19 protein-coding genes, 2 tRNA genes, 1 pseudogene and 1 riboswitch are annotated in these 18,622 nt (G+C 60.4%); of the genes and pseudogenes, 13 read left to right on the forward strand and 9 right to left on the reverse strand.

Features of this window, described 5'->3' with window-relative positions; all coding sequences use genetic code 11:
• Positions 1-45: 45 nt before the first annotated feature.
• Positions 46-675 (reverse strand): annotated as a pseudogene (rplD, locus tag GG26_RS05510) (50S ribosomal protein L4); the annotation flags it as partial.
• Between the two features lie 51 nt (positions 676-726).
• Positions 727-1,371, reverse strand: coding sequence for a 50S ribosomal protein L3 (gene rplC, locus GG26_RS05515; protein WP_414389275.1), 645 nt, complete (start codon positions 1,369-1,371; stop codon positions 727-729).
• Between the two features lie 410 nt (positions 1,372-1,781).
• Here rplC and GG26_RS05520 point away from each other — a divergent pair, with 410 nt between their 5' ends.
• The 6 genes from GG26_RS05520 (at position 1,782) to GG26_RS05545 (ending at position 6,627) form a co-directional block, all read left to right on the forward strand.
• Positions 1,782-3,800 carry a hypothetical protein gene (locus tag GG26_RS05520; RefSeq protein WP_143596958.1) on the forward strand — a complete coding sequence of 673 codons (2,019 nt, stop codon included), beginning with the start codon at positions 1,782-1,784 and terminating at the stop codon, positions 3,798-3,800.
• A 174-nt stretch (positions 3,801-3,974) separates the two neighbouring features.
• A complete protein-coding gene (locus GG26_RS05525; RefSeq protein WP_041438233.1) occupies positions 3,975-4,475 on the forward strand; it encodes a tetratricopeptide repeat protein in 501 nt (166 codons plus the stop codon).
• A 9-nt stretch (positions 4,476-4,484) separates the two neighbouring features.
• A complete protein-coding gene (locus GG26_RS05530) occupies positions 4,485-4,829 on the forward strand; it encodes a class I SAM-dependent DNA methyltransferase (RefSeq protein ID WP_049749740.1) in 345 nt (114 codons plus the stop codon).
• 9 nt (positions 4,830-4,838) lie between these two features.
• Positions 4,839-5,243, forward strand: coding sequence for a class I SAM-dependent DNA methyltransferase (locus tag GG26_RS05535; RefSeq protein WP_143597405.1), 405 nt, complete (start codon positions 4,839-4,841; stop codon positions 5,241-5,243).
• An 89-nt stretch (positions 5,244-5,332) separates the two neighbouring features.
• The gene (locus GG26_RS05540) at positions 5,333-5,908 is read left to right on the forward strand and encodes a tetratricopeptide repeat protein (protein WP_414389280.1); all 576 of its coding nucleotides are present in this window, start codon (positions 5,333-5,335) and stop codon (positions 5,906-5,908) included.
• A 167-nt stretch (positions 5,909-6,075) separates the two neighbouring features.
• The gene (locus tag GG26_RS05545) at positions 6,076-6,627 is read left to right on the forward strand and encodes a hypothetical protein (RefSeq protein ID WP_099812198.1); all 552 of its coding nucleotides are present in this window, start codon (positions 6,076-6,078) and stop codon (positions 6,625-6,627) included.
• A 284-nt stretch (positions 6,628-6,911) separates the two neighbouring features.
• On the opposite strand, the gene metK is transcribed toward GG26_RS05545, so the two are convergent.
• Positions 6,912-8,171: a methionine adenosyltransferase gene (gene metK, locus GG26_RS05550; RefSeq protein ID WP_414389282.1), complete on the reverse strand. Its 1,260-nt coding sequence runs from the start codon at positions 8,169-8,171 to the stop codon at positions 6,912-6,914.
• A gap of 302 nt (positions 8,172-8,473) precedes the next feature.
• Positions 8,474-8,584: riboswitch (SAM riboswitch) on the reverse strand.
• Between the two features lie 68 nt (positions 8,585-8,652).
• Positions 8,653-9,021, reverse strand: coding sequence for a hypothetical protein (locus GG26_RS05555; RefSeq protein WP_011430055.1), 369 nt, complete (start codon positions 9,019-9,021; stop codon positions 8,653-8,655).
• Positions 9,022-9,210: 189 nt separating this feature from the next.
• Here GG26_RS05555 and cobO point away from each other — a divergent pair, with 189 nt between their 5' ends.
• From cobO to GG26_RS05570, 3 genes are all read left to right on the forward strand, one after another.
• Complete coding sequence (cobO, locus tag GG26_RS05560) at positions 9,211-9,897, forward strand: cob(I)yrinic acid a,c-diamide adenosyltransferase (protein WP_011430056.1); 687 nt, start codon at positions 9,211-9,213, stop codon at positions 9,895-9,897.
• A gap of 17 nt (positions 9,898-9,914) precedes the next feature.
• A complete protein-coding gene (locus GG26_RS05565; protein ID WP_099812197.1) occupies positions 9,915-11,321 on the forward strand; it encodes a cobyrinate a,c-diamide synthase in 1,407 nt (468 codons plus the stop codon).
• A 745-nt stretch (positions 11,322-12,066) separates the two neighbouring features.
• Positions 12,067-12,414, forward strand: a complete 348-nt coding sequence (locus GG26_RS05570; RefSeq protein ID WP_011430058.1) for a DUF1815 family protein — start codon at positions 12,067-12,069, stop codon at positions 12,412-12,414.
• A 118-nt stretch (positions 12,415-12,532) separates the two neighbouring features.
• Here GG26_RS05570 and GG26_RS05575 read toward each other — a convergent pair.
• Both GG26_RS05575 and GG26_RS05580 read right to left on the reverse strand, forming a co-directional pair.
• Positions 12,533-12,605, reverse strand: a tRNA-Glu gene (locus GG26_RS05575).
• A gap of 72 nt (positions 12,606-12,677) precedes the next feature.
• Positions 12,678-12,800: a hypothetical protein gene (locus GG26_RS05580; RefSeq protein WP_414346774.1), complete on the reverse strand. Its 123-nt coding sequence runs from the start codon at positions 12,798-12,800 to the stop codon at positions 12,678-12,680.
• A 131-nt stretch (positions 12,801-12,931) separates the two neighbouring features.
• Here GG26_RS05580 and clpP point away from each other — a divergent pair, with 131 nt between their 5' ends.
• The 4 genes from clpP to GG26_RS05600 all read left to right on the forward strand — a co-directional run bounded on the left by clpP (position 12,932) and on the right by GG26_RS05600 (position 16,286).
• Positions 12,932-13,534 (forward strand): ATP-dependent Clp endopeptidase proteolytic subunit ClpP, encoded by a 603-nt coding sequence (clpP, locus tag GG26_RS05585; RefSeq protein ID WP_011430060.1) that lies wholly within the window; start codon positions 12,932-12,934, stop codon positions 13,532-13,534.
• Between the two features lie 508 nt (positions 13,535-14,042).
• Positions 14,043-15,467, forward strand: coding sequence for a form I ribulose bisphosphate carboxylase large subunit (locus GG26_RS05590; RefSeq protein ID WP_011430061.1), 1,425 nt, complete (start codon positions 14,043-14,045; stop codon positions 15,465-15,467).
• Between the two features lie 70 nt (positions 15,468-15,537).
• Positions 15,538-15,945 (forward strand): RuBisCO chaperone RbcX, encoded by a 408-nt coding sequence (gene rcbX / locus GG26_RS05595; protein WP_011430062.1) that lies wholly within the window; start codon positions 15,538-15,540, stop codon positions 15,943-15,945.
• Positions 15,946-15,953: 8 nt separating this feature from the next.
• Positions 15,954-16,286 carry a ribulose bisphosphate carboxylase small subunit gene (locus GG26_RS05600; RefSeq protein ID WP_011430063.1) on the forward strand — a complete coding sequence of 111 codons (333 nt, stop codon included), beginning with the start codon at positions 15,954-15,956 and terminating at the stop codon, positions 16,284-16,286.
• Positions 16,287-16,540: 254 nt separating this feature from the next.
• Here the strand turns inward: GG26_RS05600 and GG26_RS05605 are convergent, their stop codons facing one another.
• From GG26_RS05605 to GG26_RS05615, 3 genes are all read right to left on the reverse strand, one after another.
• Entirely contained in the window at positions 16,541-17,299 is a 759-nt protein-coding gene (locus tag GG26_RS05605) for a DUF92 domain-containing protein (RefSeq protein ID WP_041438244.1), read from the reverse strand.
• Positions 17,300-17,347: 48 nt separating this feature from the next.
• Positions 17,348-17,438, reverse strand: a tRNA-Ser gene (locus GG26_RS05610).
• Positions 17,439-17,544: 106 nt separating this feature from the next.
• The gene (locus GG26_RS05615) at positions 17,545-18,096 is read right to left on the reverse strand and encodes a hypothetical protein (protein ID WP_414389290.1); all 552 of its coding nucleotides are present in this window, start codon (positions 18,094-18,096) and stop codon (positions 17,545-17,547) included.
• Between the last annotated feature and the right edge of the window lie 526 nt (positions 18,097-18,622).

Consider the following 18,622-nt stretch of genomic DNA (forward strand, 5'->3'; position numbering starts at 1 on the left):
ATCTTCAAGGCGATCGGCTTGGGTTGGAGCTGCTGCTGCCGCGCCGGATCCCCAGCGGGCCTTGAGCTTCTCCAGGGCAGAGGTGGTAATCAGCACCCAATCGACGTTGAGCAGATCAAAGACATTGAGCTGATCCAGGCCGATCAGCTTGACGCGGGCGATGTTGCGTACGGCTCGCTCGACGGCTTCCGAGCGCTCGGCGACGATAAGCAGTGCCGACTGATCCTCCATCACCCCCCAGCGCAGCAGAGCTTGGGCCACGGCGCGAGTCTTGGGCGGGTTGAGCTGATCCTGGAAATCTTCCACCACGATCAGGTCTTCCACCCGGCTTTGCAGGGCAGTGCGCAGAGCCAGTTGCCGCTCTTTGCGGTTCATGGCCAGGTTGTACTCCCGCTTGCGGGGGCCGAAGATCACTCCACCCTTGCGCCAAAGGGGGGAGCGAATGGAGCCGGCGCGGGCCCGGCCGGTGCCTTTTTGCCTCCAGGGCTTGCGGCCGCCACCGCGCACCTCAGCCCGGGTCTTGGTGTGGGCGTTGCCTTGGCGGGCGTTGGTCATCTGCCGGCGAAGAGCTAGATAGAGGATGTGGGAGGCCGTTTCGGGACGGGCAACTTTGAGGCTTAGCTCCGCGCTGCCCACCGTTTCCCCTTGCCAATTTTTCACCACACAACTTGCCATGGTTTCCTCGTCTTTGCAGATGCTGGTCAGCCTTTGCCAGGGATCCCTTTCCTAGCGTTTGTTGCCCACCTGCTTGGCAGGGGTAATCTCCAGCAGCCCCCCTTCCACGCCGGGCACAGAGCCCTTGATGATCAGCAAGTTCCGCTCCGGATCCACCTGCACCAACTGCAGTTTGCGAATGGTGACGCGGCAGCTTCCCATCCGGCCCGCCATGCGTAGCCCCGGAAACACGCGGCCAGGGGTTGTGCCGGCGCCAACAGAACCCGGTCGGCGGTGGTTCTTGGAGCCGTGAGACATGGGGCCGCGACCAAAGTGGTGCCGCTTCTGGTAGCCGGCAAACCCCCGCCCGATGGAAGTGCCGGCTACATCCAGCAACTGGCCCGGAGAGAAGATCTCGACGGTGATCTTTTGCCCCAACTGGTAAGCTTCTGGCTGGTCGACCCGGAACTCGCGCAGGTGGCGCAGCAGCTCCGTCACCCCCGCTTTGCTCAGGTGGCCCCGCTGGGCTCGCGTGAGGTGCTTTTCGGCGGTGGGCCAGTAGCCCAACTGCACGGCGTTGTAGCCGTCTGTGGCTTGGGTCTTGATCTGGGTTACCGTGCAAGGCCCCGCCTGCACGACCGTGACCGGAATGGCCAACCCTTCCGGAGAGAAGATCTGGGTCATGCCGACTTTTCTTCCAAGGATGCCAAGCGCCACGAGAACCTCCTCTCGAGCCTCTGCGACTCGCTTCTGTCAGCTTGCAACTGGCTCAATGAGCCGGATCCAGGCAGCAACGGCGCGGCAGCAGGAAGCTCAGGACTAGCTGAGGCTGCCCGCTCAGGCGAAAAAGCAACGAAAAGGAATCTTTGGATCCCCGCAGGCCAAACAGCGCCAGCAGCGCTGCTCCCTTTGCTTAATTCACCCTCAAATCACACGCCAAACTGCTTTCAAAGACTGCTCAGACTTACCTGCAAAGAGGCAGTATCTGGTTTAGCAGTACGCTAGGTTGCCGAGAGCCGTCGTCAGAGCGGGCGGACTTAATTGGCAACAGTAGTACATCATAATGAGGTGAAGACCTGTTTGTCCAGATTTTGCCGAGAAAATGGCTCGGTCGGGGGGCAGCGACTGTGAAAGCCGCTCTGGTGGGCGAAAAGAGCTATCGACGGCAAGAGCCACCTCCTTTTAGGAGTGTGATGGGGTGGGCGGGCAGCGGGCTGACCCAGGCTTGTGTAGATCGCTACCTGGATTTGTTGCGGGCGGGAACCGATCCGGGCCGGATCTTGTTTTTGGTGCGCAGCCAGCGGCAGGCAGAGGGGGTGTTGCGGCGCTTACAGCAGCTCAGCTCGAGCTGGGTGGGCCCGTGGCGGATCGAGACGTTTTTGCAGCGGGTGGGGCGCTCTCTGGCCGATCACTGGCCGCAGGTGTGCGAGCGGGTTCCCCAGTTGCCGCGCTCGTTTGAGCCAATTCCCTTGGCCAAGGATCTGGCCCAATTTCTCTGTGGGCGAGCCTGTGCTTTGTGTCCGCGGCATGGGGAGGTCTTTGCCGATCTTGGGCTGGAGGAGTTCCAGATTTGGGATCAGATCAGCAGCGCTGCCTATATTGCGGGGGCTTCGGGTTTGGCGGCGGAAGCGGTGGGATCCCGGCTGGCGGCGGCCTGGCCGGCGGAGGGGGATCCGGGGCGGGCAGAGGCCTTGCAGGCGATGGGCTGTTGTGTGGAGCGGCTGTGGGAGGTGGGGTTGCGGCTGGGATCCCTGGACTTCGGCCTGCAAATCCGGCTGTTTGGCGAGCACATCCTGCCGCTGGCGGAGTTTTGGCAGGAGTGGGATCACTTGATCGTGGATCAGGCGGAGGACAGTTGCGGGGTGGCGCTGGAGTTTTACCGGCAAGGGCAAGCCCATCTGCAAAGCCAGTTTTTCAGCTATACCATCGGCGGCGGGGTCTCTTTGACGGGGATCCCAGAGGCCGTGGCTCGCTTTCTGAGGGAAAACACCCAGGTTCAGCTTCTGGAGGGGAGCTACCGCGGCTCAGCCGGCATGATCCGCCTGGGACTGCAGATTGCGCGGGTGCTGGATCCGCGGTTTGACCATCCCCTGACGGAGCCTCTGGCAGAGAGGCTGCCAAGGGTGCAGGTGCTGGAGGGCGAGACCCAATTCGCGGCGGTGGAGGCGATGGTTGCCCAGATCCGGCAGCTTTTGCGGGCCGGGATCCCGGCCTCTCGCATCGCCGTCCTGCTGCCTCGCATGGATGCGGGGGTGAGCTTGAGCTTGCAGGAGCAGTTGCCGGAGGTCTTGCCGATCGCCCCTTTCCCGGCGTTGATCCGCTACCCACTGGTGCGGGCTTTGCTGACGGCGGCGGAAGTGGCCCATCCCGAGTGGGGAGCTTTTCCCACCTTGCCGGCCTGGCGACTGCTCCTGGGCAGGGTGTTGGATCTGGATCCCATCCGGGCGGCTTTGCTGGCCGAAGATACCCTTGACCCGGTAGGGCGTTCCCTGCGGCCCAAGACCGCCGTGCGACAGCCGGAGCGGGTGGGGTTTGCCAACCTGGAGCGCTACCAGAAGCTGCTGGATTGGCTGCGCAGCTACCGCGGCGGGCCCTCCCTGGCCGCTTTCTTCCAGCGGTTTTTCGCCGAGCACCTAGCCCAGGGGATGGATTTGCCCCAAGACCAAGAGCTGCTGCAAGCGCTGATCGACGCGGCACAACGGTTTCGCCGGGCCTTTCCTGCGGAAGAGGATCGTGCCTTTTTGGCCATGATCCGCTCGGGACAAACCCCCAGCAACAGCCGCTTCGAGCCCGACTATTCCCGCTACCTCGTGGTGGCGACGCCGGTGGCCTATATCAACCGAGGTTTGCAGGCGGATTATCAGTTCTGGTTCGACATCACGAATCCGCTTTGGTCCCGTTCTCTTTGGCGTGTGCTTTACAACAGCCGTGTGCTGACGCCGGAGTGGGATGGGGAGGTTTTCAATGCAGCCCAAGACCTACAGGCACGTCACCAAATCCTGGCTCGCACGCTGCTCAACCTCTGTTGCCGAACTCGGAAGGGGCTGTGGCTGGTGCGCTCCACTTTTAACTACCGCGGCGAAGAGAACACCGGCATGTTGGATTACCTCATTTTAAAGGCCGCGAAGGCCATGGCCACAGCCTGAGAGGAGCAACCTTACACCCATCCCAAGCCGCAACCAGACCCAGGTTCCAGAGCATAGCGAAGCTGTCTGTTGTGTCGATCCCCAACTGGGGAGTGCTCAAGATTGTCGCCAATTTGGAATGCCCCTATCGTGGGCATATCGTGAGAGAAAGCTAGGTTCTCCTACACTGGGGAGATGGCTAAGGGCTTTGGAAAACCGGCGAAAAAACAGCCGCTCCTCTCGGCCCGACAGGCGGCAGGCCGCTTCCGGCGGGGGGAATGGGCTGGCTGCCGGCAGCTCTGTGAGCAGATCCTCGCCGCTGCCGACCGGTCTGATCTGGAAGAGGCCATTGCCTTGACGCAAGCCCATGCTCTTTTGGGGCGCATCGAGGAGGGATCCGGTCGCTACCCTGCCGCCATGCTGCACTACCAACAGGCCATCGTGGCCTGTCCCCCTGCTGCTCCCGCCAGCTTGGCCGCTGAGGTTCATGCGCTGCTGGGGGGAGTACTGCGGCAGATGGGCGAGAAAAAGCAGGCGCAACGGCTCTTCGAGCAAGCCCTGGCCCGGGATCCAGCGCTGCTGATGGCGCGGGTGGGGCTGGCCGACCTGCTGCAGATGCGAGGAGAATACGAGGCGGCTCTGGCCCATTATTTGCAGGCCTGGCAGGGATCCCAGCAAGAGGCAGACATTCCTTAGCAGATCGGCATGGGCTTTTGGAAGCAGGGACAAGTGGAGGTGGCCAGCTCTTGGTTTCGGCGGGCGCTCGCCCTGCAGCCCGAACACAGCGATGCCCGCTACATGCTGGCCATTGTGGGGGAGCTGCCCCTGCCCGACAGGACTCCTCCGGAGTGGGTGCGACGTCTATTTGACGAATATGCGCCCCGCTTTGAGCAGCATTTGCTGGAAAAACTGAACTACCAGGGGCCACAGGCTGTGCGGCAAGGGATCCTGGCTGCCGCAGGGGGAGCGTCTCCTTGGTTTGAGCGGGCGCTGGATCTGGGCTGTGGCACCGGCCTGGCGGGATCCCAGGTGCGCTCCTACGTTGGATAGTTGCGGGGTGTGGATCTCTCCGCCCGCATGGTGGAGATTGCCCGGCAAAAGGGCATCTACGACCACCTGATTCAGGGGGACTTGCTGGAGCTGCTGCAGCAGACCTCAGAGCGCTACGACTTGCTCCTGGCGGCAGATGTGTTTATCTATCTGGGGGATCTGGCCCAGGTCTTGCCGGCCTGTGGGCGGGTGCTCAATCCCGGCGGGCTTTTGGCCTTCACCGTCGAGCAGGGATCCGCCCCCGGCTACGAGCTGGGATCCACCACGGGGCGCTCTGCCCACTCCGCCGCCTACGTGCTGCAGCAGGCAGAACGGGCAGGGCTGGATCCCGTCTATCACCAGAACTTTACCCTGCGGCGAGAGGGAGAAACCGACGTGCCCGGAGCCGTGTGGTGTTTACGTCGGCAGCCGTGATCGAAAGCGGCTGGCCCGAAATGGCTGTAGGCCCTCTATCCGCGCCCGGAAAGAATCGAGTAGAGTGGGGGCGCCCGCCTGGATTTGGATTGGGTTTTTATGAATCCGGACACCCCGCCTGCTGCGCCCTCGTCCCGCCGCTTCCCCGTTCGTCCTGTGGCAACGCTGGCCCTCGCCGCCGGCCTCCTGGCGGGGCCTACGCCCTTCTGCAGCGGCTACGGCTGCAGATGCACCGGGATCTGATCCTCTATCGGTACGCCGCTTTCTCCGGCTATGGAGATGTGACAGCGTTCGATCCCGGCCCAAGCGACCGCTGGTTTCCGCTCACCTACCCCGTATTGGCTCGCTGGGGAGGATCCGCCGACCCAAGCCGCCGCAGCTACGCCTTTGACACGCCGCTGCCCGACTACGTGGATCCCGGCGACCCTGGAGATCGCTACTTTCTGGCAGCCAAAGCCTTGCGGGACGGCTATGCCCGCCAGGCAATCTACGCCGGCAATGAGCTGCTGGCCCGCTTCCCGCAGAGCCGCTATGCCGGGGATGTGCTCATGAGTCTGGACGGCCTGACGGGAGAGGCTGCCTTCCTAGGGCGGCTGCTGGCGCAATTTCCCGACAGCGATCGCGCTCTGGAGGCAGCGCTGGGGCTGGGGCCTGTTGACCACTGAGTCTTCACCGTACTGCAGCTTCATGGCCTCTTCACAGAGCCTGCATGGAAGGCCAACAGCGGCATCCTCTGACGGGAGCTGTCTTGCGGGATCCGGGGATAAGGCTTTATCTCCCTTTTATCTCGCCGGATCTGGGTTAGCCTTGGGTTGAGTGTCCTTGGGCCCTGATGGATCCCGCGACCTTTTTGGAGCGCTACGGGTTTGAGCTAGAGGGGCAAGCCAGTCAGGCCTGGGTGGAGCGCTGGAGCAAACAGTTCCCAGCCTCTTGGATCCCGGCGGCCCTGCTGGAAGCCCTCTACCAGGGTCGCTACAAGGCCACCTCTGTGGAACAGATCCTCCGCCTCTGGCAGCGCCGTGGCGCTCCTCACCTCACCTTTCCCCCCGAAATCAGCCAATCCCTGTGGCGGGAACAACAGGAGCTGATCCGGTCTTTGGTCTCGACTGCCGCCAGCTCTTTTGCCCGCCCTCCCTCACCGCTCCCAGCCCCGCTCAGGAGAGGATCCCTCTTCTCCGGAGAATCGGCCATTTCTCTCGACTTGTTGTTGGATGAGCTGCAGGATCTCCCGCCCAAGCTGCGCCACCTGCTCGTTCATGTTCATCCTGCCCCGCCGACCTCCTCGGCGGCTCGCGCTGGTGGGACGGAGCTTTTGGTAACTTTGGAGCTGCAGCTTGCCGACCCTGTGGATCCTGACCAGCCATCCCAAGGGCAGCCTGGGTGAGTTTGCGATTTTGCCTCAGGGATCCTTGCCATCACAAACTCCGGCCTGCTCCCACCCCAGCAGAGCTTGGCGGGATGGGGGATAGGAGTGTCAGGTCTAGTCAAGACTGGCGTTGAAGGTCAAGCTCCCGCCATAGCCTATCAGGGCTGAGCGGGAGTTCTCGACGCCAGGCTCCACGGCGGCAGTGAACTGGCTGTGCACAGCCTATCCTGCCGGAGCTATCCCACTTGTCGAGCAACTGCACCAGGGCAGGCATTGAGCCCAGCCTGTCCCCCTTGATCCCCCTAGCCTAGGATGGCGGTCGCCCCGGCGAAAGCTTCCTCCCGCAGCAGGGCAGCCTTATCCGTGCGCTCCCAGGGCAGATCCAGATGGGTTTGCCCGAAGTGCCCGTAGACCGCCACGTTTTGATAGAAGCGCCCTCCCCTTTGGCGGGGCAACTCTCGCAGTTGGAACTGCGCCAGAATGGCCGCCGGCCTCAGGTCGAAGTGGCGCTGCACCAGCCGCAGCAGAGCTTCATCGGGGATGCGGCCGGTGCCAAAAGTTTCCACCAAAAGGTTGATGGGACGAGCCACCCCAATGGCGTAGCTGACCTGCACCTCGCATTTTTGCGCCAGGCCGGCGGCCACGATGTTCTTGGCCACATAGCGGGCGGCATAGGCGGCGCTGCGATCCACCTTGGTGGGATCCTTGCCGGAGAAGGCCCCGCCCCCGTGGCGGGAATAGCCGCCGTAGGTATCGACGATGATCTTGCGTCCGGTCAGGCCGGCATCCCCCTGGGGTCCGCCGATGACGAACTTGCCGGTGGGATTGGTGAGGAAGCGGGTGTTGCTATCGGGTTTGATGGGCAGCTCGGCAAACACCGGCTGCACCACCGCCTCCCAGAGATCGGCGCGGATCCGCTCCTGCACCGCTGCCTCTTCTGTAATGGCACCGATGGTCGGCGTGTGCTGGGTAGAGATCAGCAGGGTGTGAATGCCCACCGGCCGCCCCTCCTCATAGGCTACAGTCACCTGCGTTTTGCCATCCGGACGCAGGTAGGGCAGGGTGCCGTTTTTGCGAACCGCGGCCAACTGGCGGCTGAGGCGGTGGGCCAAGCTGATGGGCAGTGGCATCAACTCGGGGGTTTCGTCGCAGGCGAAGCCAAACATCAAGCCCTGATCCCCGGCCCCGATCAAGTCGAATTCATCTTCCTGAGATGTGCGACTTTCCAGAGCCAAGTTCACCCCCTGGGCGATGTCGGGGGATTGTTCATCGAAAGCCACCAACACCGCGCAGCTTTCTGCAGAGAAGCCGTTCTTGGCGTCGGTATAGCCAATTTCGGCCACCTTGTCCCGCACCAGTCGGGTGAAGTTGACATGCGCCTGCGAGGTGATCTCCCCGGTCAGGATCACCATGCCTGTATTCACCACCACCTCTGCCGCCACTCGACTTAAGGGATCCGCCGTCAAGAGGGCATCCACGATGGCGTCAGAGATCTGGTCGCAAATTTTGTCGGGGTGCCCTTCTGTCACCGACTCTGAGGAAAACAAAAACGACTTGGACAACGAACCTCTCCTTAAGACGAAACAGATACAACCAAGAACTGCCCAGAAAGCAGAGCCTGCTGCTGCCGTTCATCATCCGCCGGCCTGAGCAGGGATCCCTTCCACCTCAGCCGAGCAGAAGAACAGACCTAGGCCGTGGCCGACGCAGGAGCAAGAGCGCCGTATCGCACCGAGGACTTTGCCGCCGAAGCAATAGAGCCTCGCTCCGCTGCTGCAACCAGAGCTATTGGGAAGCGCTAAAGGGCGAAGTCGTCAGAAAAGTCCCCCTGGCAAGAGGACTGTCCTCTAGAGAAAGCTTTATTCCTTTATCTTTCGGTTACTGACTAACCGCAGGAGTTGGCACCGTAGCGGAGGCTTCCGCCGGTTGCCGCAGCTTCGTTGGGCCTGATCCCTCAGTCTGCTCTGGATAAAGAACGGAACTTGTCCTTATCGTACCCCTAACCTCGACGCATTTGTCAAAAAAATGGTTGCTGAGTGAGCCTCAGTCCAACAGCTTCTGCCACCAGTCGGTGGACTGGGCGGCCCTGAGAAAAAAGACGCTGGCCAAGCCCAAGGGAAAGAGGACGCCGAGAAAACCGACCGTCCCCAGCGCCCAAGCTAGGCGATGCAGGTGTCTTTTGCTGGCAGCGCCCGCGGCTGTTTCTGCCAAGACGGCCAACATCGATCCCAAAGCCGCCAACAGGGATCCACCCAGCCCAGCCAGATAGGCGGGCCCCAGCCACGGCTGCAACTGGGCAGCAGAGGCAATTTCCAGGCGTGGCAAGACTTGAAAACACCCTATCGCCAGCACGGCCCAGATGAAAGAGTACATCAGCAGGCTATCTCGAAAAGCGGCAGCCGGCTCTTTCATGATCCCAGCCCAATTGGGGATGAGTATGCAGCAAAACCCAACTTCTGGCTTGACAGGGATCCTAACCCATCTGCCCCAACTCTCCTGAAACCTGAAAACCTGAAAGCCAGATTAGGATGAAGAGCAGTCTGCTGAGCGAAAACTTCGGCCTGCCAGACCCCTCCTGCGGCTTCCCAACCCTCCATAGCCATGCCCCCCTCTCCCCTGCCGGAAACGCCCGGATCCCTGCCCACCTCGGCCCCCGAGCCGGAAGCCGAACAAAACCGGCGACACCGCCAAAGGATGCAACGCCGCCAGCAGATCCAGCGGCAGCGCCTGGCGAGCATGCGCGACGACAAGGGCTTGGTGATCATCTATACGGGGCAGGGCAAGGGCAAGAGCACAGCGGCCTTCGGCACCCTCTTCCGTGCCCTCGGCCAAGGGTTATCGGTGGGGGTGGTGCAATTTATCAAGGGGGCCTGGGATCCGGGCGAAGCCAAATTGTTGCGCAAGTTGGCCGCCCATCCCGAGCTGGAGCTGGGGAAAATTGCCTTTTACGCCATGGGGGAGGGCTTTACCTGGGAAACTCAGGATCGGGAGCGGGATATCGCCCACGCGCAGGCGGCCTGGGAAAAGGGGCGGGAGCTGTTCAGCAGCGGCGAGTACCACCTGGTGCTCCTCGATGAGATCAATGTTGCCCTCAAGCTGGGGTATCTCTCCCTGGAGCAGGTGTTGGCCGGCCTGGCCGAGAAACCGGAGCGAGTGCACGTGATCCTAACTGGGCGGGGCGCGCCGGCAGGCCTGATCGAGCGGGCCGACTTGGTTACCGAGATGACCTTGATCAAGCATCCCTTTCGCGACCAAGGGATCAAAGCGCAAATCGGCATCGAGTTCTAGTCCTTGGGTGGGGCAAGATGGCCATTCTGCTGGCGGCAGCCACAAGCGGCAGCGGCAAGACCACCGTCACGTTGGCTCTGTTGGCCGCCCTGCGGCGGCGGGGCCTGCGCATCCAGCCCTTCAAGGTGGGGCCTGACTACATCGATCCCCTGTTCCACACGGCGGTGAGCGGGATCCCCTGTCGTAACTTGGATCCCTTTTTAACCGATGAGAACTTTGTGCAGCGCTGCTTTCGCCACCACTGCCAGGGCAAAGATGGGGCAATTGTAGAGGGGGTGATGGGCCTCTTCGATGGGCGGGCGCCCGCATCCCCGCCAGATCCCACGAGCAGAACGGAGCCCTTTTTTGCCAGCAGCGCCCATGTGGCCCGCCTGCTGGGGATCCCCGTGGTGCTGGTCATCGACGGCAGCGGCATGGGAATGACAGTGGCCGCTTTGCTCTACGGCCTGAGCCGCTTCGATCCCGGCCTGGCCATCGCCGGCGTCATTTTCAACCAGGTGGCCTCGGAGCGGCACGGCCAGATTTTACAGCAAGCGGCGGCAGCGGTAGGGATCCCGGTTTTGGGCCAATTGCCCCGCCGTGAGGATCTGCGCCTGCCCAGCCGCCACCTGGGGCTGGTGCCCGTCTCAGAGCTGGATCACTTCCCCCACTGGCAGGAGGCCTGGGCCGACCTGGCCGAGCAGCACCTGAATTGGGACAAGCTGCTGCCGCTGATTCGAACGCTTCCCCCGGCAGCAGGAGAGCTATGGCCAGGGATCCCCTCTCTCGCGGAAAGGACTCCGTCCCGCCACCGTGAACGGGTTCGGGTAGGGGTGGCCCAAGACGCCGCCTTTAACTTCTACTACGCCGACAACTTGGACTTGCTGCGGGCCTGTGGCGCCGAGCTGCTGGCGTACTCTCCCCTGCAGGTGGGGCTGTGGCCGCCGGATCCCTGCGACGGCCTGCTCTTGGGGGGCGGGTTCCCAGAACTGTTTGCCGCCACCCTCTCTGAGAAAATAGCCCGACAGCCACCGCCGCCCGCCCACCCACCCCTGTATGCCGAATGCGGCGGACTGATGGTGCTGGGACGATCTCTCACCGATTTGCAGGGAAAGACCTACCCCATGGCCGGGCTGCTGCCCATCACGGTGGACATGGGCAGCCGGCTGTGTCTGGGCTACCGCGAGGCCACTGTTTTGCGCCCCACCCTGCTGGTCGAGGCCGGGGATCGCCTACGCGGGCACGAATTTCACCGCTCCCGCAGCACCCCCACCTCCCCCAGCCCAATCTACAGCTGGGGATCCCCGCCCCACCGGGAAGGCTGGGCCGGCCAGCGCCTGCACGCCTCCTATCTGCACCTTCACTGGGGATCCCGTCCCGATCTGGCAGTGCGGCTACTCCAGAATTTCTTAAGAATTGCTCAAGGCGCTCCTGATCCCGCTTAAAATAAAGCAGCGATGCAGCCCCAGTCTCCCGTTGCTGCGTCCGCCTTAGCCGCTTTCCGGCAATTGTCTAAAAAAGCTGCCGCCCTGCTCTGGAAGCAGATTCAAAGCAGATCAGTGAAAAGATCGCCATTCAGGGTTCAAAATCCGCTCCGATAGCAGGCTTCAGCGATCCCCAACTGCTTTGAGACTCTTTGAGCAATCAGTCTCCCTTCTTCCCAATCCCCGGGCCACAGCATCGAGTGTTTCCCTCTAGTTATCCGTGATATTCCTCAGCCTTTTCCCACCACAATTCCTCGGGAACCTATCCTACCTCCATCCGTCTGTAAGACCTAGCCCACTTGACCTCGCAAACGGGTCAACCCTTTCTAGACGTGCCACAATCGTCCTGGCCAAAGGGTGGGCAAAATCTTCACCGATAAAGCACTTCGGGATCAAGGCCCAAGCCCCGCCAAAGGAAAACTGACCGGTTCTCGGCAGGGATCGGATCCCAGCGGGCAAGAGTTTTGAATTAGGGTAAACTTTAATGTCTGTTCTGAGAGGAGTGTTAAATACAACATCCTCCTGCCTTAGACTTTGCCTAGCATGCTATTTGGCCTTCAGTAGTCTTGCTTAGTCTCTGGAGAGATGCTAAACGGATCCCTTTCTTGAGGATTTGTCGATCGTTATGCTAGATATGACTCTAAGTGACTAGGCATAAATTACTAGAACGCGCCCCGATGGGCCAACTCGCTATGGGAGGAGTGTGATGTTCGCACGGTTGGCGGAACAATACCGCAGCTACGTTCAAGACCTGGTGATGAGTTTGCAGGCTCTGGCCATTGTTTTGGAGAAGCGGGGCTACCCGGCTTCTTGCTACACCTGCGGCACCTCATTTGAGAGCGCCTCCTTCATGGTCAGCTTACGGGAGGGGCACTTGATTCGCTTTTTGGTTTCCGAATGCTCCATCAGTTGGACGGAGATGCGGGATGACCGGGAGCTAATGAAGTTAGAAGGGGCAGAAGCCATTCGCCAACTCCAGGATCTGGCAGAGCTGATCAAAGACGATCTGGTTGCTGCTGCCGCGCCGGCAGAAGCTCTAGCTGCCAGCAGTTGATTCCCATGCAGTTGGATGAGAAGCCTAGCCTACGGCCCTTTGGGCCTAGCCGAAGCTAAGCTAGACTCAAGGCGCCTCCCGAGCACCTTCCCCCTCCAACACTTGTCACCGGCCTTCATACCCCCAAGGGGATTCGAACCCCTGTCGCATCCGTGAAAGGGATGTGTCCTAGGCCTCTAGACGATGGGGGCATCCCAGAAATGACGCGATTCTGATTGTAAAGAGAGAGGTGTAATTTTGTCAACTTAAACTTATGTCCTCTCCTAGTCGGCGTCTCCCGAGTCCCGTTCTGCCAAGTTCAGGATCAAAATCCCCAGCAGAGCCAGGCCCAGCAAGCCGGCAATCACGAGGGGTTCATCCGGGATCACATCCATGCTAGGCCTCAAGCTGTCAACTTTACAGGCTGCTGGCTCCGAGCAACGCAGCACAGCCTCAGGGCGGCAAACCGTCCTAGGCGGAGCAGCCGTCCAGTGGCTTACACTACACTAAAAAGTAACAACCCATCGCTTGGACTGGCATGATTCCCACCGTTATTGAGCAATCTGCACGCGGCGAGCGCGCCTTTGATATCTACTCGCGTCTATTGCGGGATCGGATCATCTTCTTGGGCACCCAGGTGGACGACGACATTGCCAACCTGATCGTGGCCCAGATGCTCTACCTGGAATCTGAAGACCCCGAGAAAGATATTTACCTCTACATCAACTCTCCCGGCGGCTCCGTCTATGCCGGTATGGCCATCTACGACACCATGCAGCACATTCAGCCGGATGTCTCCACCATCTGCATTGGCTTGGCCGCCAGCATGGGAGCCTTTTTGCTGGCAGGAGGTGCCAAAGGCAAACGCATTGCCCTTCCCCACGCCCGCATCATGATTCACCAACCCCTCGGTGGAGCCCAGGGGCCAGCCACCGATATCGAGATTCAGGCTAAAGAGATCCTCTTTATCAAAAACAGTCTCAACAGCCTGCTGGCCTACCACACTGGCCAGCCCCTGGAGCGCATCGAGCGCGATACCGACCGCGACAACTTTATGACTCCAGAGCAGGCCAAAGAATACGGCCTCATCGACCAGGTGATCACCAGGAGACCCCAACCATCCTTGGCCGCCGTTTCTTAGCCCCTCTGGCCGCTGCAGACAAACCCACCCAGCTCCCTTCTCAAGGGAGCTTTTGCCTTTTCCAGGGATCCCACCCAGGGATATTAAGAAAGCCAAAGAAATCTATATTTTCGGCGCCAACCAAGGGGGCTTACTTTAATCAAACTAATCGAACTCATAAAGAAAGTAACGATCAGCCTGTCTTTGCGGATGATAGCTTAGGATTAAACCAATGTAGGCTTGTGTTTGTCAAAGTTCTAGCCTAGACAGTGTATAGAAATCTCGCCACTGGATTTCCAAAATCCAGGCGGTTGAGGCTAGCGATTGGCAGCGCTTGAAAAGGAGGGTTTAGGACTTTACATCCGCTTGGATGAAGACTGTCTCGAAGCCCAAGTAGGGCCTCACAGTTGTGAGGCGAGTTCATTCACGAAAACTCGGTGGTCTGTGGTTTTGGCCCTGAGTTTTGCCTCTTGATTGCATCCGTGAATGGCATTTTCTGGTTTTGTGATTCGTTTAGAGGGAGATCAACGTGGCCTACTCAGCAACCCAAACCAAAAAGGGCTATCAAGCCGGCGTAAAGGATTACCGACTCACGTATTACACGCCCGATTACACGCCCAAGGATACCGACGTCTTGGCCTGTTTCCGGGTTACTCCTCAGCCGGGCGTTCCCCCCGAAGAGGCCGGGGCGGCTGTGGCGGCTGAATCTTCGACCGGCACCTGGACAACCGTGTGGACGGATCTGCTCACCGACTTGGATCGGTACAAGGGCCGCTGCTACGACATCGAGCCGGTCCCGGGCGAAGAGAATCAATACTTCTGCTTCGTCGCCTACCCGCTGGATCTGTTCGAGGAAGGCTCGGTCACCAACATGCTCACCTCGATTGTAGGCAACGTCTTTGGCTTCAAAGCCTTGAAAGCGTTGCGGCTGGAGGATGTGCGGATCCCGGTGGCCTACCTGAAGACCTTCCAGGGCCCTCCCCACGGCATTCAGGTGGAGCGGGACAAGTTGAACAAGTACGGCCGTCCGCTGCTGGGCTGCACCATCAAGCCCAAGCTGGGCCTTTCCGCCAAAAACTACGGACGGGCCGTGTACGAGGCGCTGCGGGGCGGGTTGGACTTCACCAAAGACGACGAAAACATCAACTCCCAGCCCTTCCAGCGCTGGCGGGATCGCTACCTCTTTGTGATGGAGGCTGTCCACAAGGCGCAGGCAGAGACTGGCGAGATCAAGGGGCACTACCTGAACGTGACGGCGCCCACCTGTGAGGAGATGTTCAAGCGGGCGGAGTTTGCCAAGGAGATCGGTGCCCCCATCATCATGCACGATTACCTGACTGCCGGATTTACCGCCAACACCAGCTTGGCCAAGTGGTGCCGCGACAACGGCATCCTGCTGCACATTCACCGCGCCATGCATGCCGTGATTGACCGCCAGAAAAACCACGGCATCCACTTCCGGGTGCTGGCCAAGTGCTTGCGCATGTCCGGCGGCGACCACCTGCATGCCGGTACGGTGGTGGGCAAGTTGGAGGGCGACCGCGCCATCACCATGGGCTTTGTGGATCTCATGCGGGAAAACTACGTGGAGGCCGACCGCTCCCGCGGCATTTTCTTCACCCAAGATTGGGCCTCCATGCCTGGGGTGATGCCGGTGGCCTCCGGTGGCATTCACGTCTGGCACATGCCGGCGCTGGTGGAGATCTTCGGCGACGACGCGGTGCTGCAGTTTGGTGGCGGAACCCTGGGACACCCCTGGGGGAACGCGCCAGGCGCCACTGCCAACCGGGTGGCCCTAGAAGCCTGTATCCAGGCCCGCAATGAGGGTCGGGATCTGGCCCGTGAGGGCAACGAGATCATCCGCGAAGCGGCCAAGTGGTCGCCGGAACTGGCGGCTGCCTGCGAGCTGTGGAAGGAGATCAAGTTCGAGTTCAAGCCCGTCGATACGCTCTAGAGATCTGCCGGGGGCAAGGGATCCCCAGAGTTCTCTTGCCCCGCTGCTTCGGCTTACCCCTGGACTGGCCATGGATCTGAAACAGATCGCCAAAGATACGGCCAAAACCTTGATCAGCTACCTGACCTATCAGGCAATGCGCACGGTGCTGGCCCAACTGAGCGAGACGGATCCTCCCAGGGCCCTGTGGCTGCAGCAGTTCTCGGCTCGGCAAAACCTTCAGGAGGGGGAAACCTACCTGCGGGCTTTGCTGGCAGAGCGTCCTGACCTGGCCTATCGCATCATGACCGTTCGCGAGCACATTGCGGCGGAGGTGGTGGACTACTTGCCGGAGATGGCCAAGACCGGCATCCAGCAAGCCAACATGGAACACCGCCGTAGCCACCTGGAACGGCTTACCTCAGCAGCGGGATCCCCGCTGGCCACGCACCCGGAAGCGGGATCCCCTCTTCAGAACCCTACACCTGAAACGGAGTAACTTCAGTCATGCAAACCTTGCCGAAAGAGCGCCGCTACGAAACTTTTTCCTACTTGCCTCCGATGACGGATCTGCAGATCCTCAAGCAGGTGCAGTACATCTTGGATCAAGGCTACATTCCTGCCATCGAATTCAACGAGTCTTCGCAGCCCACCGACCACTACTGGACGCTGTGGAAATTGCCCCTGTTCAGCGCCACTTCTCCCCAGGAGGTGCTGACCGAGGTACAGGCCTGCCGCAGCGCCTACCCCAATTGCTTCATCCGTGTGGTGGGTTTCGACAACATTAAGCAGTGCCAGGTGCTCAGCTTCTTGGTTTACAAGCCCAGCGGCCTGCGCTAGGAGAGGTCCAGAGCAATCGGTCTAGTTCCCAGCCAATCGGCGCAGAGGGAGAGCTTCTCCCTCTTTATTTTCTTGCTTTGCATAGCCATTCCCAATGGCAACGGCGCCATTCTCAATCTCAAAAATACAGTCATTTCAAACAGCAACGAAACGGTTCTTTGCCTCGTTATTGCTACGCAACGCTCTAACTCCCCTCTCCCAGAGGGAGAAGGGCTGGGGGTGAGGGCAGCGGCGCGGAGCGCTTGGGCATCTTTTTAGGATCCGATCCCCAAAAGCGCCCCCAGACCCACTGCTAAAAGAGCTGCTAGGGTCGTTTGAATGCCGTTCACCACTTCATTGCTCATCCAAGCCAAGCGAGGCTGCAACACCACCCCCATCCAGCTTTCTGCCAAAGTGGCCAGGATCCCGGCCAGCCAGCAGATTCCCAACCATAGGAGATTCCCTCCCACCCATTCTCCGCCAATGCCCCAGGCCAAGGCGGCCATCCCTCCTGCTGCCGCCACCCCCGCCAGGGATCCCTCCAGGCTGACGGCTCCCTCAGTGCCTGCTGGCACCGGCTGCAAGGTGGTGATCAAAAAGGTCTGACGTCCGTAGGCTTTTCCCACCTCGCTGCTGACGGTATCGGCCAACTTGGCGGCGAAGCTGGCGCTATACCCCAACCACCAGAGGGGATGGGCAAAAAGCGCATATCCCACCGCACAGGCAGCTCCCGTCAGGGCAGATCCCCAGACATTTTCCGGCCCTCGCGCCCCCTCTCGCTTTTCGGCGATCCCCTGGGCCTGCTTGCGGCGGATCCCCAGCTTGGTTACGGCGGTGCCGACTAAAAAATAGGCGGCTACGACCAGGTAACCCCGCCCTCCCAGGCCCCCCCACACCAACAGGCCCAGCAGGCCCGCGTGGAGAACCCCAGCTCGCGTCAGCGCCTTCTGGGGGCTCAGCAGGGCCAGCGCCACCAAGGCCAGATTGAGCCAGAGCGCCACCCCCCACTGACTCAGCAGCCACGCCTGACCCATGGGTGCCCTCCACCACCGGCAAGGGCGGCTAGGAACTGGCCACAACAACGGAGAGGGAGGGATTCGAACCCTCGACGGAGCTTTTGGGCCCCGTAACTTCTTAGCAGGAAGCCGCTTTCGACCACTCAGCCACCTCTCCAGAGCGGCAGAGACCTCAGCAAGCTGGGATCCAGCCGCCGGTTCACCTATTGTAGAAGATGGGATCCCACCCGGCAACTGTTCTCGAGCGGGATCCCTGCTGCAGCTCAGTTCACCACCTGCACATAGATATCGAAGCTGCCGCTGTTGTCGCCGTAGCTGCCCTTGGCGTCATTGACGTTGAAGGCGATATCCAAGTTGGGATCCAGATCCACCTCTTGCGGCTGCTCCGGCGAGGATTCCCAGACCTGCCGGGCCACCAACCGGGCGTTGGGCTGGAACAGCACCAGGCCGTAGCGGCAAAGACCGGGGTAGCGCCACTCCGAAGGCGTGGGGATCCCTTTGCCGAGAGGGGAGCGAATGCTAGTGGAGAAAGAGAAGCCATAGCGCCAGGCTACATTTCTTACGAAAAAGCGAATGCGGCTGGCCCGCAGCGGCTGCCCTTGCCAGTACAGGACATTGCCGGCCTCGTGGTTAACCCGCAGGCCACAGAAGGCAATCCAGCCCTGCAAATTTTCCTCTTGGGGCTGACTGCCCTCGATCACCACGGCTTGGCTCCAGTCCAAGTCGCTGCCATCACAGGTAATCTCTGGAGGGACTTGCGTCAAATCCACTTGCAGAAGCTCTAACGTAGCGGGCGTAACCAATTGGGTAGACATTGCTCTCTCCTTGTTTCCTTGCAAGGCAAGATTGTGATTGTGAAGCCTTAAGAAGTTTTAAGGCAAGCTGATAAAAAACAACTCTAGATTCTCGTAAAGCTCTCTCTGGGAAATTCCTTCTCCTGCTAGCTCTAGCAAATCCAGGTTACCCAAGTTACTCAAAGAGCGGATCGGACTTTTTCAAATTTTTACCAAAAATGCTGAAAAAGCAGATCCCAATGCCTTTTCCTTATATAACGCGACGACATGAATGGCGGAACGTACCGAGAGGCTGTGCCTCCTCCGGGCTAAACTAGCTCTACTTGATGACTAACGACTATTTCAGAAGAAAAAGGTTTCTTGCAATATTTTTAACTCCGTTGCTAGCAAAAGCTGAACCTTGAACTCGAGGAGGGCAAGTTTTCCCGATGGGTGTCCTAGAACACTCGGACTCTGCTGTCCGAGAAGCCTTTTGCCGAGGCTGGCCAGAACCTGGAGCGCTTTAGCCGGAGCTTCTGATAGGATCGCCATCACAGGTCTCAACAGG

The organism is Synechococcus sp. 'PEA 65AY6A-5F PE A' (genome assembly GCF_047462575.1).
Lineage (GTDB): Bacteria > Cyanobacteriota > Cyanobacteriia > Thermostichales > Thermostichaceae > Thermostichus.

Coding starts and splice junctions, on each gene's coding strand:
- GG26_RS05525 (WP_041438233.1), top strand. CDS start 3,975: ATGGCTAAGGGCTTTGGAAAACCGGCGAAAAAACAGCCGCTCCTCTCG.
- clpP (WP_011430060.1), top strand. CDS start 12,932: ATGATTCCCACCGTTATTGAGCAATCTGCACGCGGCGAGCGCGCCTTT.
- GG26_RS05600 (WP_011430063.1), top strand. CDS start 15,954: ATGCAAACCTTGCCGAAAGAGCGCCGCTACGAAACTTTTTCCTACTTG.
- GG26_RS05545 (WP_099812198.1), top strand. CDS start 6,076: ATGGATCCCGCGACCTTTTTGGAGCGCTACGGGTTTGAGCTAGAGGGG.
- GG26_RS05555 (WP_011430055.1), bottom strand. CDS start 9,021: ATGAAAGAGCCGGCTGCCGCTTTTCGAGATAGCCTGCTGATGTACTCT.
- GG26_RS05570 (WP_011430058.1), top strand. CDS start 12,067: ATGTTCGCACGGTTGGCGGAACAATACCGCAGCTACGTTCAAGACCTG.
- cobO (WP_011430056.1), top strand. CDS start 9,211: ATGCCCCCCTCTCCCCTGCCGGAAACGCCCGGATCCCTGCCCACCTCG.
- GG26_RS05530 (WP_049749740.1), top strand. CDS start 4,485: ATGGGCTTTTGGAAGCAGGGACAAGTGGAGGTGGCCAGCTCTTGGTTT.
- GG26_RS05615 (WP_414389290.1), bottom strand. CDS start 18,096: ATGTCTACCCAATTGGTTACGCCCGCTACGTTAGAGCTTCTGCAAGTG.
- GG26_RS05565 (WP_099812197.1), top strand. CDS start 9,915: ATGGCCATTCTGCTGGCGGCAGCCACAAGCGGCAGCGGCAAGACCACC.
- GG26_RS05605 (WP_041438244.1), bottom strand. CDS start 17,299: ATGGGTCAGGCGTGGCTGCTGAGTCAGTGGGGGGTGGCGCTCTGGCTC.
- rcbX (WP_011430062.1), top strand. CDS start 15,538: ATGGATCTGAAACAGATCGCCAAAGATACGGCCAAAACCTTGATCAGC.